Below are 17,043 nucleotides of genomic sequence, written 5' to 3'. Positions count from 1 at the left end.
CATCCCCACCAATGATGGGTCACGCGCTGCTATCGGGGGCACTCCGGTTATAAATCCTGAAAACGAACCATTAAGGTTAGCATTTCATTTAGAGAATCATTGCAAGTGAACGGTTTATGCCGCGTTAAAGTCGCCGGAATCTGGCTGCGAAAAATCCATCCATGCCGCGCAAATCCGGATCGGACCCGGCAAGGTGGCATGGCAGGCATCGAAGATAACCTTCCCCGGTGACACATTGATCGAGCCCGCCGATCTCCTGCGGGTTGACCTTCACCAGTTCAACCTTGCCCGCTTGACGCTCAAGGAAGGCAGCCACCTGGCTTTCGCCCTCTTCCGGTTCCAGCGAGCAGGTGCAATAGACGATCAAACCACCGGGTTTTACCCAGTTCACCACCCTGTCCAGCAATTCGCGTTGAATTTCACTCAGTTTTTCAATGTCATAGGCTTTCTTGATCCAGGCGACGTCCGGATGCCGGCGGATCGTGCCGGTCGCGCTGCAGGGCGCGTCCAGCAAAATGGCGTCGAACGGTGCGTCCGGCTCGAACGCCCTGAGGTCGGCGGCCATCGTTTCCACGCTCAAGCCCAGGCGCGTCATGTTTTCCTCAAGCCGCTTCAGCCGTGCCCTGGAAATATCGACCGCTGTCACCTTGGCGCCGGCTGCGGCAAGCTGGGCCGTCTTGCCTCCGGGGGCCGCGCAGAGGTCGGCTGCCTTTTTTCCGTGAAGATCGCCCAGGAGACGCGCCGGCAGGGCGGCTGCGGCGTCCTGGACCCACCAGGCTCCGTCCTCGAACCCTTCGAGCGCATCAACGGCGCCTTTCTTCGACAGGCGAACGCTGCCCGCACCCACTACGGTACCTTCCAGCCTTTCCGCCCATCCTTCCGGATCCGATTTGACCGTCAGATCGAGGGCGGCTTCGGACCGGTGGGCGGCCGCGATGGCGCGTGCCGTCTCCGAACCGTAGGCGGCCCGCCAGCTTTCCATGAGCCAGTCCGGGGTGTTGAGCACATCCGCATCGAGATCTGCTGTAACGTCGTCCCGTTCCCGGCCAAGCCGGCGGAGAACGCCGTTGACGAGACCCTTATAGGGGCGCGCGCGGCGGTCCGCGGCGGCGTGATCGACCGCGATCGAAACGGCGGCCCGGTCGGGAATGTCCAGGAACAGCATCTGCGCGATGGCGACATGCAGGATATCCAGCACACGGCCGGTCTTTTCCGGGATCTGACGGTCGAGCAGGCGATCGAGAATTTCCGCGATCTCGCCCCGGCGCCTGAGCGCAGCCCCGACGATTGCCCGCACCAGAGCGCGGTCGTTGGCTGCAAGCTGCCGGAAGCCGGAATGGCCGGAGGCGGCGTCGAGTTCGCCGTCGAGCGGCCGCTTCTTGTGGACGACGTTGCCGAGAATGTCCGCAGCCACCTTGCGAGCGGCGAAGCCGGGCTTCTCCGGCCGCTCGGGGGCGTTGTTGCCGGAGGGCTTCCTGGGTTTGTGCGGCCGCTTGTTCACGGAAATGTCCTTGTCGGAAGGTCTTAAAATCAAGCGCCGCAGACCGGACGTCCGGCTGCGGCGTTACGGATACATTGTAGGTCGCAAGACTTTCCCGGCAAAGCGTTTTTTGGCCGCACGGACGGCAGATTATCCCCAGGGGCCCTTCGGGTGGCTGGGAACGCTTGAGCGCCGGGACCGGCCGGAGCCACTACCCGTGCCGCCCCAGGGGCCGTCGAAATCCGCCGGCGCCCGCGTGCTGCGGCCGACAGTGGCCCTGCCACCGGTGCCGAGACCGGCTTCGGACAGCTTGCGCAATTCGTCGATCCGGTTCTGTGTGTTCGGGTGGGTGGAAAAGAGATTGTCCATCCGCTCGCCCGAAAGAGGGTTCATGATGAACATATGCGAGGTTGCCGGATTGGCTTCCGCGTCCGGATTGTGGATGCGCTCCACGCCTCCGGCGATCTTGGCCAGGGCCGAGGCCAGCCACATCGGTTCGCCGCAGATCTCCGCACCCATGCGGTCGGCCGCATATTCCCGTGTGCGGGAGATCGCCATCTGGACGACCATGGCCGCCATCGGTGCGACGATCATCGTCAGAAGCACGCCGACGATCCCGAGCGGATTGTTGCGGTTGCCGCCGAAGAAGAAGGCGAAGTTGGCCAGCATGGAAATCGCGCCGGCAATGGTCGCGGTGATCGTCATGATCAGCGTGTCGTGGTTCTTCACATGGGCCAGCTCGTGGGCCATGACGCCCGCGACTTCCTCGGGAGAGAGCATCTCCAGAAGTCCGGTTGTGGCGGCAACGGCCGCGTTTTCCGGGTTTCGGCCGGTGGCAAAGGCGTTCGGCTGCGGATTGTTGATCAGATAGACCTTCGGCATCGGCAGACCGGCGTTTTGCGCCAATTGCTGCACGATCCGGTAAAATTCCGGCGCGGCCCGCTCGTCGATCTCCTGCGCGTGATGCATGCGCAGGACCATCTTGTCCGCGTTCCAGTAGCTGAACAGGTTCATCGCAGCGGCAATTGCAAGGGCGATCATCATGCCCGACTGACCGCCGATCAGGAAGCCGATCCCCATGAAGAGGGCGGTCATGGCCGCCAATAACATTGCTGTGCGAACGTAGTTCATCGCCGCTTGTTCCGTATCCTGTTCCGTCCGATCCGGACCCTGATGGTCTCCGGTTCCGGACTGAAGATGGGGATTACTGCCAATCTTGGCAAGAATGCAGTATATAGCGTGACAAATTCGTAATCTGATCAAGTGGCGAGCCGATGACGGACACACCGACTGCAACCTATTCCGGGACCGAGGTCCCTTCCCTGAAGGCGGATACCGAAACCGCGCCGAAAAAACGGTTTGAGGATCTGCCTCCGGCCGCGCAGCGCGCGCTGACGGAAGCCGAGGAACGGCGTCGGCAGATTGACGCGAAGCAGCAGGCGATGGCGAAGGAAATCAACGGCCGCGGCGGTCTGGAGCCGACCCGTTATGACGACTGGGAGGTCAAGGGACTGACAGTCGACTTCTGAATTCAGTCCTCAGCCAGCTTGCGCACTTCCTTGGCGACTGCTTTTGCCAGACCCGCCTGCGGTTCGGCGTCGAAATGAATGGCGTCGATGGGGCTCGCCGAAATCACGGAACCTGCATCGAAGAAGGCAGCGCCGTATTCGGAAGCCTTTTCCCGGTAGCAAGCGGCCAGCCGATGGGATTCCCGATAACTCGCGTCGCTGAACTGGGCGACAAAGGGCGTTCCTGCCATCGGTGCCAGCGGCGGCGGCGACATCAGCAGCACCTTCGGAGCACGGCCTTCGACGTCATCGGTGGGTCTGCGGGCAAAATCCAGAAGCCGGCCCATGGCAATCGCGATGGTTTCCGCATTCATACCGAAACGTGCCTGAAGATCGTTCGTGCCGAGCATGATGATCAGAATGTCGATGGGCATATGCGCCTTGCGGACGGTTTGAAGATGGGCAAGGCCGTTCTTGTCGCCCTTGACCGGGTCCTCGAAAACGGTCGTTCGCCCGTTGACACCTTCCTCGATCACGTAGAATTCGGCCCCAAGCTCCCTTTGCAGGAGCCGCGTCCAGCGGACGTCATGGCCATAACGCGACTTGTCGGCGGGGTTGAAGCCCCAGGTGAGGGAATCTCCGAAACAGACGACGGAAATCGGATCCTTGTGTGCCGGCATGAGGCCCCCTGGTCGATCGCAACACTCTTTGAAGCGACTTTAGGCACATTCGAATTGGCGGACAATTACATCCGTGCTGGGATCGGTACGCAACGAGGGGAGTTGGAGAATACGGCGCTCAAAAAAGGCGTGGTCCGCAGGATGGCTGCGGACCGGACACTATCAGATCGAGATGGTGTAGGACGTGAACGTCCGTTCCTCTTCCTCGGCCGCCGTGTAATGCGCCATGAGGCGGCGGCGCTCCAGTTCGGTTGCTTCCTCAGCGTAAGGATCTGCCAGCAACTGTGCGGCGTATTCGGCATGGGCGCCGTGTTGGGTGTCACAGGCAAGGGCCGACGCCGCGATATGGGCCGGGATCATGCCGGTGCCGTCGAAACGGCCTCTGCCCGGCGAGGTTTCCTGCCTGGTAACCGGCTCGGTCATCTGTTTGCTGCGAATGCGCAACGGGTGGATCGCTGAAACGGGTCTCACTTGCATCTCTGTCTCCGTGGCGGGCCAGTCCGTGGCCAATCTGGTCGGAGGTCCGGGGTATCCGGATCTGTTTCTGAATATAGGGACGGGCGCGGCAAGTGACTGTGTTGCGGGTCACATATCGGAAGATTTGCCGAGGGCAATGCTCTGCAAGGTCCGGATCGGAGGTGAGGTGCCGCTATCCCGGATTCAATCGGACAATTCGGATGACCGCCGAATCCGGCGCGTTTCGTAATTTCAGCCTCATCCTGAAACAGCGCTTCGCGCTGTTTCAGGATGAGGGCGGGTGTTGCATCGGGGCAGGAGGGACATGAGAAAAAGCCGCAAAAAAAGGCCCGGAGCAATGCTCCGGGCCAAGTGTTTCCAGTGGTACATCTGGAATTCGAAACTGAGAAATCTACCGCTCGGTACGGAGCACGTGGCCGGCGGCTCGCTGGCGCGGCAGCGCGGCCGTCGCGCGGTAGGTGTTGACGCCGTGGAGCGGTTCCGCCTGGCGGCGGGTACGTGTCTGGGGGTCGCCGTCGCGGGTGGCGATCAGATGGGCGAGGAAAATCGAGTTCGGATGGTAGCGCCCGGTGAAGGCGTCGTGGTCCCGCTCGAGAGCCGGCTGCAGCGGCTCGGGCAGATGCGAGGCAAAACTGTTCCGGGGCTCGGCGTCCTGTTCTCCCGTGGAGGGACGCTTGCGCCTCACATTGGCACGATTTGCCGAAGTTACCGGGTTCACTCGCACGTTCTAACGCCTCGTTGTTTCAGAATGGCACGCTCAGTGCCGTCTTGCCTGAAACGTCGCAATCACCGTGCCAGTTTATAGGGGCGTTAACTTTTTGTCCCGGAAAACTGCCAAAACGGGGTCAAAAAAGTTAACGGCCCGGTCTGAAACGGGACACTCCTTCAGAGGAACGTGGAAAGCGTTGGTATCTTTCCGTTTCAAATTGACCTTTTGAAAACCGGATCGGGACAGCGATTCGCTACGGAGCCGCGAAGTTGCCGGGAGGCATTGCCGGACCCGGTCAGATCAGGGTCAGGATCACCGTGGAGAGAAACAAGAGAACCGTGGAATAGAAGGTGAGCGCAAAGCCGAGCGCGCGGCCGGCCGCGCCCCGGGCGTAACCGTGCCAGAACAGGGCGCGGCCGAGCCAGAAGAGACCGGCGGCGACTGGCAGGGCGCCCAGCAGGGCGACCGGTGCAAGCACGGCGAAGCTTGTATAGACAAGGGCTGCCAGCACGGTCTGTTCCAGCGTGTTCTGAAGGACGGCCTGGAGAACTCGGGCCGTATCCGTTCCGGAGGTGAGGCCGCTGCCGTCAATGTCTTGCGGCGTGAAAAAGCGGTGCCGTGCCAGGGTGCCGATGGTCACAAGAAGCCAGAAGCTCAGGAACAGGAGAGTCCGGGCGGCGAAGATGGCCCGTCCGGCGCCAGTATCCTCCGGCAACCAGTCCGCCGGAAACCGGAAAGCGCCCGCACCCAGCGCCAGGGCGGAGAGCACCAATGCGGCGATCATGCCTTTCAGCACGCCGGTCTGTTTTTGCGACAAGGGCATGGTTTCAGGCTCCCCGTTTTCCCGATCGGCAAGAGGGGAGCACAGGTGCGGGCAAAAGAAAAGCGCGGTTCCCGGGGAACCGCGCTCTCAAATTCAGTCTGTCCTGAAGACCTTAGGCGGCCAGAGCGCCCTGTGCCTGGTCAACCAGAGCCTTGAAGGCGTCCGGCTGGTTGATGGCGAGGTCGGACAGAACCTTGCGGTCGACTTCGATGCCGGCCTTGTTCAGGCCGTCGATGAAGCGGCCGTAGGTCATGCCGTGCTGGCGGGTCGCTGCGTTGATGCGCTGGATCCAGAGCGAACGGAAGTTGCGCTTCTTGGCCTTGCGGTCGCGGTAGGCGTACTGTGCCGCCTTCTCCACGGCCTGCTTGGCAACGCGAATGGTATTCTTGCGGCGGCCGTAGTAGCCCTTGGCGGCCTTCAGAACTTTTTTGTGACGAGCGTGGGCGGTTACGCCCCTTTTGACGCGTGACATTCAGGTGATCTCCTTAAGGGGCTGGCGTTATGCGTAGGGCAGGAACTGCTTCACGATCTTTGCATCCTGATCGCTCAGCGTGGTGGTGCCACGGGCGTTGCGGATGAACTTGGTCGTGCGCTTGATCATGCCATGACGCTTGCCGGCCTGCGCGGTTTTCACCTTGCCGGTCGCAGTCAACTTGAAGCGCTTTTTGGCTCCGGACTTCGTCTTCAGCTTGGGCATTTTGCATCCTTTCCTTGGTGCGTCCGCCTTGCGGCAGATGCTCTTTTGTTGGTGCATTCAGAGCCGACACGGCATGCCCTTGGTTGCCGGGGAAGGTTCCGCATCAGGATGCAGGAATCCAGTCCACGACGAGCCGGACGACTCTGGACCGGGCGCTTATATGGGAGCGAGCGGTGAATTGCAACCGGAATCCTCAGCTTTCTGGCCGTTTGAGCAGTCAAACCGGCGGAGTTGCGGATTCCGGCTCTTCTGCCCTAAGCCCGGCTAGGCCGCGAGCCTGCATTCCTGCTTCGCCGCCTCGATATTCCGCGCGACCGTTTCCGGGTCCGCCGTGGTGCCCTGGACAGAAATGAAGCGGATATCCTCAATACCCAAAAAGGACAGCAGGAACCTCAGGTAAGGCTGGACGAAATTGGCGGCCGCGAACGGCTGGCCTTCAAGATAACCTTCCGCACCGAAGGTGCAGATGACGACAGCGCGGCGGGTCTTGGCAAGCCCCTGAAACGCGCCGGCGTCATAGGAAAAGGTATGCCCCAGTCGGACAATCTGATCGATCCAGGCCTTCAGGGCCGCCGGAACCGAGAAATTGTAGATCGGTGCCGCGATAAGCAGCGTGTCGGCTTCCTGCAGTTCCGAGATCAGTCGGTCCGAGAGAGCGGTTGCTTCAACCAGTTCGGAGGACATTGCCTCCGGCGCGGTATAAAACCCCTCGATCGTTGCCTGGCTGATGATGGGAATGGAGCCGTCGGCGACGTTCCGGGTCACCACCCGGCAACCGGGGTGCTTCTGCCGGAAGCTGGCTTCGAACTGATCGGCAACCGCCGCGCTGTGCGAGCCGGACTGCCGGGAACTGGAGTTTATGCGCAAGAGCAAGGTCATTCGGGGATCTCCTGTTGGACGATGCCCGGAAGCTATTCCTGAGAATTCGAACGAGAAATGCCGTGCCAGACAGCATAATCGTGCGTAAACTGCATGAATGGATTTTCAAGCTCTCAAGACCGTTTTGCTGGTGCGCGATCTCGGCAGCATCGCGGGGGCTGCGCGGGCGCTGGATCTCGATGCGTCCAATGTGTCGCGGACGGTTGCTGCCATCGAGCGGGAACTCGGCCAGCGGCTCTTTCAGCGCAGCACCCGCAGACTGTCGCTGACGGAGGAGGGGGAAAGATACCTGCGGCGCGTGGCGCCACTACTGGAAGAGATCGACGCGGCGAACGAGGAAGTGACCAGCAGCGGCGACCGGCCGAAAGGAACCCTGCGCATGACGGCGTCGGTCGCCTTCGTGCTGGAGGGCATCGTGCCGGTGCTGCCGAAGTTTCACGAGCGCTATCCGGACATCTCGGTCGAGCTTTTCCCGTCGGACAGCAATCTGGATCTTCTGGCCGAAGGACTGGATCTCGCCATCCGTCTGGCCGCTGCGCCGAAGGGCGACCTGATCTCCACCAAGCTGCTGCAGACGGTTTACCGCGTGGTTGCCTCTCCGGAGTATCTGGAAACGGAAGGACATCCGGGCGGACCGGAGGATCTGACCGGCCGCAACTGCCTGTGCTTTGCCCTGCCGGACTTCCGCAACTCCTGGCGGTTTCGGCGCGGTGACGAACAGCCCTTTGATATCGACGTCACCGGCAGGACCACCATCTCGAGCGCGCTGGCCTTGAGGGAAGCGGCAAGGCTGGGCATGGGGCCGGCCCTGCTTGCCGACTGGCTGATCGGGAACGACCTTAAGAGCGGCAGGCTGGTCGATCTCTTTCCGGACCATGCCTGCGCACCGGCGAATTTCGAGACCGCGGCCTGGATACTCTATCCGAGCCGCACCTACCTGCCGCAAAAGGTGCGGGTGATGATCGATTTCCTGAAGGAGGAACTGGGGCGGCGCTGAGCACCGCCTCTCAGGTTGCCGGCAAAGGCCATTTTTTGGTGCTGTCCCGGCCAAGCGGCGCGCGAGCCGGGACCTGACGACCGCTAGCTTCTGGCTCAATGATCCCGGATCTTCGCTACGCTACGTCCGGGAAGGCCGGGTCAGGATTTGTCACGCCTTGGTGGGGCGGCGCAGGGCGCCACCCCACCTGACATCAGGCGTTCACGTCGACGACGACGCGGCCCTTCACCTGGCCCTTCAGAATATCCGCGCCGAGCCTTGGCAGGTCTTCCAGGGTGGCCGGCTGGATCATCGCTTCGAGTTTGGCCATCGGCAGGTCCTTCGCCAGCCGTTCCCAGGCCTTCAGGCGCCCGTCGTAGGGCTTCATGACGCTGTCGATGCCGAGCAGGTTGACCCCGCGCAGCAGGAAGGGAATGACGGTGGCCGGAAGCGCCGCACCGCCGGCAAGGCCAACGGCGGCGACGGAAGCGCCGTATTTCATCTGACCGAGGACCCGCGCCAGCATGGCACCGCCGACCGCATCGACGCAGCCTGCCCAGGTTTCCGCTTCCAGCGGCCGCTTGACGGTTTCATTGACGTCATCGCGCGGCACGATCCGGCTGGCGCCGAGAGATTTCAGGTACTCCCAGGTGCTTTCCCGGCCGGTGACGGCGGCGACCTCATAGCCGAGATTGGCGAGGATCGCGGTGGCAACCGATCCGACACCCCCGGCGGCGCCGGTGACCAGAACCGGGCCGTTTTCCGGCTTCAACCCGTGCTCTTCCAGGGCCATCACGGCAAGCATGGCGGTGAAACCGGCCGTGCCGATCGCCATGGCGTTGCGGGTGGTCAGGCCTTCGGGGAGCGGAACCAGCCATTCGCCCTTGACGCGGGCCTTCTGCGCATAGCCGCCCCACCAGACCTCACCGACGCGCCAGCCGGTCAGCACCACCTTGTCGCCGGGCTTGTACCAATCGTCGGAAGACTCCTCGACCGTGCCGGCGAAGTCGATCCCCGGCACATGCGGATAATTTCTGACCAGGCCGCCGCCGGGGCCAATGCAGAGGCCGTCCTTGTAGTTCAGCGTCGAATAGTCGACGGCAACGGTGACGTCTCCTTCGGGAAGGCGGGTTTCGTCGATTTCCTGAATGGCGGCATGGGTCTTGCCGTCTTCGTCCTTGTCGACAATGAGGGCTTTGAAAGTCATGTCGGACCTGTCCTGTTAGCTGGTTTGGTTTGCGAATGCCCTGGCTTCCTGGCGCAGGACGTATTTCTGGATCTTTCCGGTTGCCGTTTTCGGCAGTTCGGTAAAGACGATTTTTTTCGGCCGCTTGAACCCGGCCATCTGCTGCTTGCAGAAGGCTATCAGACCGTCTTCGGTCTCCTGACTGCCTTCCTTCAGTTCGACAAAGGCGCAGGGAACCTCGCCCCATTTTTCGTCCGGCAGCGCCACCACGGCGGCCAGCATAACGTCCGGGTGACGGTGCAGCACGCCCTCGACCTCGACGGAGGAGATATTCTCGCCGCCGGAGATGATGACGTCCTTCAGGCGGTCGCGGATCTGGACGTAGCCGTTGGGGTGACGGACTGCCGCGTCGCCGGACCGGAAGTGGCCGCCTGAAAAGGCTTCCTCGGTTGCCTCCGGGTTCTTGTAATAGCCCTTCATGACGGAGTTGCCGCGGATGACGATTTCGCCCTGCGTGCTGCCGTCCCAGGGTACGGGGACGCCCGTCTCCCGGTCGATCACGTCGACGGATTCCGTCATCGGAAACCCGACGCCCTGCCAGGATTGCAGCTCGGCCTGTTCCTCAGGGCTCAATTCGTCCCACTCCTCCCGCCACAGGCATTGCACCACGTGACCATAGGTCTCTGTCAGGCCGTAGACCTGCATGACCTCGAAGCCGAGGGCCTTTGTTGCCGCGAGAACGGACGCCGGCGGCGGGGCGCCGGCGGTCAATATCCTGACCGGCGCGGTCAGCCGTGTCCTGTCTTCCTCCGGCGTGTTCACCAGCATGGACAGCACGATGGGCGCGCCGCCCAGGTGGGTGACACCGTGCTCGGCGATCCTGTCGAAGACCGTTTTTCCCGTGACCTGCCGGATGCAGACGATGGTCGCCGCCATCAGCGTCATCGTCCAGGCGTGGCCCCAGCCGTTACAGTGGAACATCGGCACGGTGTAGAGATAGACCGGATGGCGCGGCAGGTCCCAGGCGAGCGGTGTTCCCATGCTCATGAGATAAGCGCCCCGGTGGTGGTAGACGACGCCCTTCGGCCGCCCGGAGGTGCCGGAGGTGTAGTTCAGCGCAAGCGCATGCCACTCGTCTTCCGGCCCGCGCCAGGCGAAATCCGGGTCACCGCCGGCAACAAGATCCTCATAGGTTTCGTCAGCGATTCGATCGCCACCCGGCCCATGGGGATCGGCAATATCGACCACCGGCAGGGTCTTGCCGTTCAACTCGAAGGCGTCTTTGACGACGTTCGAGAAAGCCGTGTCGGCGATCACCAGCCGGGCGTCGCTATGGTCGAGAATATAGGCGACCGCTTCGGCTTCAAGGCGGGTGTTGATGGTGTTCAGCACCGCGCCGGTCAAGGGAACCGCGAAATGCAGTTCGAACAGCTCGGGCGTGTTGGCGGCCAGGATCGAGACCGTGTCGCCGGGGCCGATCCCCTTGCGCGCAAGGCTTGAGGCAACGCGGCGCACGCGCTCAAAGACCTCGGCCCAGGTGTGGCGACGGTCTTCGTAGATGACGGCCGTGCGAGCCGGGAAAACGGCGGCCGTGCGTTCCAGGAACGACAGGGGCGACAGGGGAACGTGGTTGGCGGTCCGCTTGCCGAAGGCCTCGAAATGCTTTTGCATCATCAGGCTCCCTGGTTGGTGAACGGCGTTTCCCAGACCGTTGCGGAGCGCATGCCGTGCGGCGTGTCGACCTGTACTTTCGTGCCGTCGTCCCAATGGGTCATGCGGACCATGCCGATCGCGACATTGGTGCGGAAATCCGGCGAATAGGCGGCGGAACTGATCGTGCCGACCTGCTTGCCGCCTGCAATGACCGGCCAGAGTTCGTCGCAGGGCGGAACCGGGTCGCCGTCGATGGCGATGCTGCGGATCTGCCGCACAGGCCCCTCGACCGCAACGCGCAGCAGGGCATCACGGCCGACGCAGCCGATGGCATCCCTGGTCTGGCAGAACCGGCCAAGGCCGCACTCATGGGGCGTGTTGGCGCGGGTCATGTCGTTGCCGTAGGAAAGCAGGCCGCTTTCGATCCGTTCGATCAGGTTGGGGCAACCAGCCCTGACGTCAAGATCCTCCCCCGCCGCCATCAGGGCATCCCAGACCGGTTCGCCAAGGTCCGAGCCTTCGACATAGAGCTCGAAGCCACCCTGTTTCGAATAGCCCGAGCGTGCCAGGATCAGCCTGCGGCCCTGAAACTCGACGTAATCGTAGTGAAAGAAACGGATGGAGCGGATGCGCTCCCCGAAGACCCGCGCGACCAGGTCCTCGGCCCTGGGGCCCTGGATCGCCAGCGGCGAGACATCCGGTTCGTCGACATCGACCTCCAGCCGGTAGGCATGGGCGAGCCCCTTGATCCAGAAGAGAAGATCGCTGTCGGCAACCGAGATCCAGTATTTGTCTTCGGCGAGTTTCGTGGTGACGGGATCGTTCAGCATGCCCCCGGTCTCGTCGACCATCGGCGTGTAGTAACAGCGCCCCGGCGTCATGGCCGACAGATCCCTTGGCGTCAGCATCTGCGCAAGACGCGCGGCGTCAGGTCCCCAGAGTTCAACCTGCCTCTCGCAGGCCACGTCCCAAAGCTGGACGTGGGTCTTAAGGTGCCGGCAGTCCGCTTCCACGGTGTCGAAAACCGTTGGCAGGAGCATGTGGTTATAGACCGTATAGGCCTTGACACCGGCTGCCTGCACGCGGCGGGAAAACGGGGTTTTCCTGGTGCGGCGGGAGATTGAAATCGAGGGGACCTGCATGGCGCGTCCTCCTTGGCTCAGGCGGCGGCTTCGGCCGATGGGCCGGACCAGTCGATCTGACAGATCTCGGCACTGCGGCCGTCGAAATCCCAGACGCGGCCATAGGCACGCACCCGGCCCTGTGTGGCGGTCGCGACGGTGATGTCCGAGCCCATCCAGTATTCGGTGTTCTTGACGACGATGTCCTCGTCCGGATTGGCGCCGCGCACCGGTTCGACCTCGCCCTTGATGGCCTTGCCGACGATCAGGCGGCGTTTCTTGCCTTCGTTGGTGTAGGAGACGGGCGCGCGCTCGGCGCCGAGGAACTCGCTGACCAGCACCTTGAAGAGACCGGTCGTGCCCTTGGCTTCGCCGGAGAAGATCTTCAGGAGGCCCTCATAGGCGGCATCGCTCGCCCGGTCGTCGATATAGGCGGCCGCCTTCCAGTTGCCGCGGCCCATCAGGCCGGGAATTTCCAGGACAAGCCCGACATTTAGGCCGGAGAGGTCCTCGCCCTCATAGTGGCCCTCGTCGATGCGCACACCGGCCCAGGCCTGGCAATAGCCCTCGGTGGGCGGATGCTTGCCGAGCGAAACCACGCAGGGGCAGAAAACCGTGCAGTTGCAGTTCAGGATCAATTCACCGCGAATGGCCCATCCGGACATTCTCATCTCCTCAGATTTGGATTGATGTTGCAAATGGCAGGACGATCACGGTCGCTCCGGCCAGAAGTAGGAAGACGCCCAGAGGCGCGCTGAGTTTCGTGCCGATCTGCGGCAGTTTTTCGAGGGTCATCAGCACCATTGCCAGGCCCATGAAGGCAAGGTTCATGGTGCCGGCGACAAAGGCGAGCAGCATCAATGCCCAGCAGCAGCCAAGGCAGACCGCACCGAGCCTGAGGCCGAGCCGGAAGGCGCCGGAAAGGCCCGGCTGCCAATGGCCCATGAAGAAGGTCATCGGGCTCTTGCAGGCCGACAGGCAGGCGTCTTTCAGGGTGCTGAACTGGTAAAGCCCGGCAAGCAGTAACAGCGCGCCGTTCAGGGCGGCGGAAGTGGACCGGCCGGCGGCATCAACGAAACCAAGACCTGCCAGCTGTACCTGAAGAACGGCGGCGATGACCGAAAACCCCAGCCAGACCATGAGATAGCCGGTGATCAGGACGGCCACGGACATGGCGTTCGCCGCGCCCGCATGGGTCAGGTCCTGATAGGTTCTGAAAGCGGGAAAGGCCGTCGGGGCCATCATGGCCAGAGCCATCAGAGCCCACATCACAAAAGCGGACAGGTACCCGGCGTCCGCCACGGTGCCGGAGCAGAGCGACCAGAGATAAGCCGCTCCGGACCAATCCCGGCCGAGGGCATCCGGAGCCGATGCCTGCATGGCAAAGAGCATGCTCCAGGCGGCCAGAACGCCTGCAAAAAACAGCAGCCAGAGCACGCTTTGGCCCGGCATCAGACGCATGATCGTCTTCATGCGCTCCTCCCGATTTGTCGTTGCCTGCAACGCTGCTCTTCGAAAATGGAAAAGTCAAACATTTAATTGTCTGACATTTATATTTTTGCAATTGACCCCCGACCACTGCGCGTCTAATTTCCGGGCAAGCGGGGAAATGCGGGCCGCCGGCCGGACAACTGGAGAAAGCAGTGGCGATCGAATTCAACACGATTCAGAAAGAGGGCCTGTCGGTCCAGATCGCCAATGCCATCCGAAACGCCATTCTGGAAGGCCGTCTTGCCGGCGAAGAACGGCTGCCGAGCGAAGCGGAACTGTCGGAGCGTTTCGGGGTTTCCAGGTCCACGGTACGCGAGGCACTGAAACGGCTGGCCGCGCAAAACCTGATCCGCAGCGAGCGCGGCTCGTCGGGTGGTGCCTTCGTCAACCGGATGACCTGGGCGGAGGCGCAGGACAATCTCGTCACCACCACGCGTCTGCTGATCAGCATGAACGACATTCCGATGGAAGATGCCGCTGAAGCGCGCTTCGCGCTCGAAACAGCAGCCCTGCCGCTGGCCGCCCTCAACCGGACGGGAACCCAGCTGGCCGACATGCGGTCCGAGATCCGCCGTCAGCGGGAGCCGAAGACCAGCGACGAGGACTTCTGCGCCTCAGATGTCGCCTTTCATTCGCTGATCGCGCAGGCTACGGGCAATCCGCTGCTGACCTTTCAGCTGTCCGCGGCCTTCGAGGCCATGCAGCCCCTGATGAACATGCTGGTCTACCGCCTGCGCGACCGGGAACGGATCGCCGACCTGCACGAGGCGCTGGCAAAGGCGCTGGAGGAAAAGGACAGCACGGCGGCGGCACGCGAACTCGAGGCGCTTTCCGCCTACACAAGGGAACTGGCCGCGCAGCGCCGCAAGCCTCTGGTCTGATACCGGACGAAACCACGCAAAGCATCTGGATTTGGTCCGGCGCGTCTTCGCGCCGGACGCGTCTGGTCTATTCGGGATTCGCCGCCGATAATTGCGAAAAAGCTCCAAAACCCTATGTAAAACAGCAGGTTGACCCTGCGGCATTGCATGTTGTTCGCCTAAAGTATAATATAGACGAAAGTTGAATACAGCTGTGCGAACATCAAGCGGCCCCATCAAGATGTGCCGCGCTTCGAAGGAGCGAGTGTAATGAGATATTGGAGCTTAGCCGTCGTCGTCCTCGTGCTTGCCGGTGCGGCCGCGGCCAAATCCACCAACCCGAGCCTGGCGCTGACCCATTCGACGACGTTCTCCGGTGTTCCGGTCACGACGTTGCACACCCCGGCAACGCCCTGAGACCGGCCTGGATCGGCGTTGGACTTTCCTCCCTGGACCGACGCCGATCCACTATCCTCAGCGAAATTTTTTTCTTCTCAAATTCTGTTTTGCCCGCGCTGGTTTTCCGTGCGCAGATTAATGATCATCCCTTCGGAAGCACCTTCACCGAACTCCGGCAATCCGCGTTTCGCAGCCCGTTGGCACGGCCGAATTCCTTCAGTCTCGCATCGGTGAACTGTGGTCTCAGCGCCGAAGGCTAAGGGAAACGCAAATTCCAGTGACCTGACGTTGATGGCCATGGCGTCGGCGCGATCGAAGCTGTATTTGCCCTCACAAAGGCACCTGGACACGCCGCGAAACCGGTCCTGATTTTCTGTCCCAAGGGTTGGAAAAACAAAGCGCGAGCCCGTTTGCCAACAGGTGCCGGGTCCGGCACTGATGGCAATTTTCATCGCAAGTTCATACGCTTGCGCGTCATTCACCTGAATTTAAAAATGCCATTGACTCTACATCTTTAGAGTTTAAAAGCTCACGATACAATTTCTGATTTAGGTGCTGTCGTGGCCAGTGGTGTATTTCCTCAACCTCACTATATTGCAAATCGACTCATTGAAGAAAAAACCCCTCCGGGCGAGCCGCCGGTTTCGCCGCTGGCGGATGGGTACATCGTCTTGACCAAACCAGGTGAATTTTCGCCGCAATGCATGGAGCGGATGGCAGCCAGGTGTCTGGAAAGCGATCGTTGCCTCGCCTTGTATGAAGCCGAATCCGCCACAGAAGAAATCTTGTTGCGCACGGGCAGTAATTTGGGACTGCACTTGTTCCGCTTTGCGACACGTAGCGATCCAGCGGCACAGCTTGACAGGAACATTTCATTTTTGACGACCGGTCGCGCGATCGCACGTCAATCACGATCAACTCGCCTGAGCCTCTCCCGGACCAGAGGGGAGACTTCCGGAGAACAGCGGGTTACTTTCGTTGGAATTGGGAGTAGCGCCGAACTGACATCGCACGAGGTGAGGGAGCTGATCGCGCGCGCTGGCGATATTCTGCTGTTCCGGCGTTCATTTGAGGAAACGGTGCGATACCTGAACCCGTCCGGCAACCTCTATGTCCTGCCCTATTTTTACGAGGACTTTGACCGGAACATCCTGCTGATCGACGGGTATCTTTCAGTGCTAAAGAGCCTTGGTGTCTCGCAGGTCACCGTGCTGACCGAAGGCAATCCGCAAATCTATGACATCGCGGGTAAACTGTGCCGGGAAAACCGCGTCTTCAAATACGTCGAAACGACGCCGGTGGGCGTGCAAATCGCTGAAAAGCTGGGCCGTTCACTCGGGGTGTCATTGCTCGATCCGGGGCATGTCTATCTATCCGGTTTCGTGGACAGACACGCCCGGTCAAGGCTGGATCTGCTGGAGGAAGTTCTCACCTATTCGGAACTGGGCTTGACTTGCGTTCTGGTGGAAATGTATTCGGCCGGGATTGCCCCGATCGTAAACCGGCTCCGCTCCGCGAACAGGCGGAAATGGGTCTTTGTGGTTTCAAACGCTTTTTCTGCGAAACAGAAAGTATTTTTTACCGACACCGCGGCCAAGCAAGCCGATCTCGCCCAGCTTGATGCTTTGAAGGGAGAATTGACGACGGTGATAATCGCGGACCCAGCATCTGAAACCGCACTTCCCGCCGACATGATCCTGCCGCCCTTTGGTCTGCTCCAGAACGACATATTGGCCTGCGCCTGAAAATGACCCGTCTTTACGTTTACACTGCCTTGCAGTTCGCCATGTTTCATGGCCCGGTCCTGATCGTCTTCTACGTATCGCACGGATTGACGCTGCAGCAGGTCTATACCCTTCAGGCGCTTCATTTTCTGGCCAAGCTCCTGACCGAAATTCCAGCGGGAATTTTTGCGGACAGGGTGCGCAGGCGCACGTCGCTTGCGCTCGGGGCCCTGCTTGTCGCGGCCGCCTATGGCGGCATCTGGGCCGGATCCGGGTTTCTGCTTTTCGCGGCTATGGAGGTGTTGGCCGGGGCGGGGCGGGCCTTCAGGTCGGGTGCCGATTCCGCCTACATTTATGATGAACTCAAACACAGAGGAAAG

20 protein-coding genes and 1 pseudogene are annotated in these 17,043 nt (G+C 61.6%); 6 read left to right on the top strand and 15 right to left on the bottom strand.

Going from position 1 to position 17,043, the window contains the following annotated elements; all coding sequences use genetic code 11:
* Nucleotides 1–124: 124 nt before the first annotated feature.
* The gene (rsmB, locus tag ACQY7U_RS03255; protein WP_428641908.1) at nucleotides 125–1,501 is read right to left on the bottom strand and encodes a 16S rRNA (cytosine(967)-C(5))-methyltransferase RsmB; all 1,377 of its coding nucleotides are present in this window, start codon (nucleotides 1,499–1,501) and stop codon (nucleotides 125–127) included.
* Between the two features lie 129 nt (nucleotides 1,502–1,630).
* Nucleotides 1,631–2,611, bottom strand: a complete 981-nt coding sequence (gene htpX / locus ACQY7U_RS03250) for a zinc metalloprotease HtpX (protein ID WP_428641905.1) — start codon at nucleotides 2,609–2,611, stop codon at nucleotides 1,631–1,633.
* Between the two features lie 143 nt (nucleotides 2,612–2,754).
* On the opposite strand from htpX, the gene ACQY7U_RS03245 reads away from it, so the two are divergent.
* A complete protein-coding gene (locus ACQY7U_RS03245) occupies nucleotides 2,755–3,009 on the top strand; it encodes a DUF1674 domain-containing protein (RefSeq protein WP_428641903.1) in 255 nt (84 codons plus the stop codon).
* A gap of 2 nt (nucleotides 3,010–3,011) precedes the next feature.
* Here ACQY7U_RS03245 and ACQY7U_RS03240 read toward each other — a convergent pair whose 3' ends face one another.
* The 7 genes and pseudogenes from ACQY7U_RS03240 to ACQY7U_RS03210 form a co-directional block, all read right to left on the bottom strand.
* Nucleotides 3,012–3,668, bottom strand: a complete 657-nt coding sequence (locus ACQY7U_RS03240; protein ID WP_428641900.1) for an SGNH/GDSL hydrolase family protein — start codon at nucleotides 3,666–3,668, stop codon at nucleotides 3,012–3,014.
* A gap of 162 nt (nucleotides 3,669–3,830) precedes the next feature.
* Nucleotides 3,831–4,145 carry a hypothetical protein gene (locus ACQY7U_RS03235; RefSeq protein WP_428641899.1) on the bottom strand — a complete coding sequence of 105 codons (315 nt, stop codon included), beginning with the start codon at nucleotides 4,143–4,145 and terminating at the stop codon, nucleotides 3,831–3,833.
* Nucleotides 4,146–4,536: 391 nt separating this feature from the next.
* The gene (locus ACQY7U_RS03230; RefSeq protein WP_428641897.1) at nucleotides 4,537–4,863 is read right to left on the bottom strand and encodes a hypothetical protein; all 327 of its coding nucleotides are present in this window, start codon (nucleotides 4,861–4,863) and stop codon (nucleotides 4,537–4,539) included.
* A gap of 286 nt (nucleotides 4,864–5,149) precedes the next feature.
* Entirely contained in the window at nucleotides 5,150–5,677 is a 528-nt protein-coding gene (locus tag ACQY7U_RS03225; RefSeq protein ID WP_428641895.1) for an MAPEG family protein, read from the bottom strand.
* 77 nt (nucleotides 5,678–5,754) lie between these two features.
* Nucleotides 5,755–6,149, bottom strand: a pseudogene (rplT, locus tag ACQY7U_RS03220) (50S ribosomal protein L20); the annotation flags it as partial.
* A gap of 27 nt (nucleotides 6,150–6,176) precedes the next feature.
* A complete protein-coding gene (rpmI, locus tag ACQY7U_RS03215; protein WP_190291198.1) occupies nucleotides 6,177–6,374 on the bottom strand; it encodes a 50S ribosomal protein L35 in 198 nt (65 codons plus the stop codon).
* A gap of 264 nt (nucleotides 6,375–6,638) precedes the next feature.
* Entirely contained in the window at nucleotides 6,639–7,253 is a 615-nt protein-coding gene (locus tag ACQY7U_RS03210; protein WP_428641893.1) for an FMN-dependent NADH-azoreductase, read from the bottom strand.
* A gap of 97 nt (nucleotides 7,254–7,350) precedes the next feature.
* On the opposite strand from ACQY7U_RS03210, the gene ACQY7U_RS03205 reads away from it, so the two are divergent.
* Nucleotides 7,351–8,250 (top strand): LysR substrate-binding domain-containing protein, encoded by a 900-nt coding sequence (locus ACQY7U_RS03205; protein WP_428641890.1) that lies wholly within the window; start codon nucleotides 7,351–7,353, stop codon nucleotides 8,248–8,250.
* 193 nt (nucleotides 8,251–8,443) lie between these two features.
* Here the strand turns inward: ACQY7U_RS03205 and acuI are convergent, their stop codons facing one another.
* Genes acuI through ACQY7U_RS03180 form a run of 5 tightly spaced genes read right to left on the bottom strand, consistent with a single transcriptional unit; the run spans nucleotide 8,444 to nucleotide 13,662 of the window.
* Nucleotides 8,444–9,436, bottom strand: a complete 993-nt coding sequence (gene acuI / locus ACQY7U_RS03200) for an acryloyl-CoA reductase (RefSeq protein ID WP_428641888.1) — start codon at nucleotides 9,434–9,436, stop codon at nucleotides 8,444–8,446.
* A 15-nt stretch (nucleotides 9,437–9,451) separates the two neighbouring features.
* Nucleotides 9,452–11,086 (bottom strand): acyl-CoA synthetase, encoded by a 1,635-nt coding sequence (locus ACQY7U_RS03195; RefSeq protein WP_428641886.1) that lies wholly within the window; start codon nucleotides 11,084–11,086, stop codon nucleotides 9,452–9,454.
* Between the two features lie 2 nt (nucleotides 11,087–11,088).
* The gene (locus tag ACQY7U_RS03190) at nucleotides 11,089–12,210 is read right to left on the bottom strand and encodes a dimethylsulfoniopropionate demethylase (RefSeq protein ID WP_428641883.1); all 1,122 of its coding nucleotides are present in this window, start codon (nucleotides 12,208–12,210) and stop codon (nucleotides 11,089–11,091) included.
* Nucleotides 12,211–12,227: 17 nt separating this feature from the next.
* Nucleotides 12,228–12,854 (bottom strand): DUF1326 domain-containing protein, encoded by a 627-nt coding sequence (locus ACQY7U_RS03185; RefSeq protein ID WP_428641881.1) that lies wholly within the window; start codon nucleotides 12,852–12,854, stop codon nucleotides 12,228–12,230.
* A 10-nt stretch (nucleotides 12,855–12,864) separates the two neighbouring features.
* Nucleotides 12,865–13,662: a DUF2182 domain-containing protein gene (locus tag ACQY7U_RS03180; RefSeq protein ID WP_428641880.1), complete on the bottom strand. Its 798-nt coding sequence runs from the start codon at nucleotides 13,660–13,662 to the stop codon at nucleotides 12,865–12,867.
* A 170-nt stretch (nucleotides 13,663–13,832) separates the two neighbouring features.
* On the opposite strand from ACQY7U_RS03180, the gene ACQY7U_RS03175 reads away from it, so the two are divergent.
* Entirely contained in the window at nucleotides 13,833–14,561 is a 729-nt protein-coding gene (locus tag ACQY7U_RS03175) for a FadR/GntR family transcriptional regulator (protein ID WP_428641878.1), read from the top strand.
* A 249-nt stretch (nucleotides 14,562–14,810) separates the two neighbouring features.
* A complete protein-coding gene (locus ACQY7U_RS03170; protein WP_428641875.1) occupies nucleotides 14,811–14,957 on the top strand; it encodes a hypothetical protein in 147 nt (48 codons plus the stop codon).
* 77 nt (nucleotides 14,958–15,034) lie between these two features.
* On the opposite strand, the gene ACQY7U_RS03165 is transcribed toward ACQY7U_RS03170, so the two are convergent.
* The gene (locus ACQY7U_RS03165) at nucleotides 15,035–15,391 is read right to left on the bottom strand and encodes a hypothetical protein (protein WP_428641871.1); all 357 of its coding nucleotides are present in this window, start codon (nucleotides 15,389–15,391) and stop codon (nucleotides 15,035–15,037) included.
* A gap of 108 nt (nucleotides 15,392–15,499) precedes the next feature.
* Here ACQY7U_RS03165 and ACQY7U_RS03160 point away from each other — a divergent pair, with 108 nt between their 5' ends.
* Both ACQY7U_RS03160 and ACQY7U_RS03155 read left to right on the top strand, forming a co-directional pair.
* Nucleotides 15,500–16,684, top strand: coding sequence for a hypothetical protein (locus ACQY7U_RS03160; protein WP_428641870.1), 1,185 nt, complete (start codon nucleotides 15,500–15,502; stop codon nucleotides 16,682–16,684).
* Nucleotides 16,685–16,686: 2 nt separating this feature from the next.
* Nucleotides 16,687–17,043, top strand: a 357-nt coding sequence (locus tag ACQY7U_RS03155) for an MFS transporter (protein ID WP_428641869.1), incomplete at its 3' end; no start/stop codon positions are given.

The sequence above is a fragment of the Roseibium sp. genome, assembly GCF_050301095.1.
Taxonomy (GTDB): Bacteria; Pseudomonadota; Alphaproteobacteria; order Rhizobiales; family Stappiaceae; genus Roseibium.
Note: the sequence above shows the minus strand (reverse complement) of the source record. Positions and strands in the feature narration are given on the sequence as shown.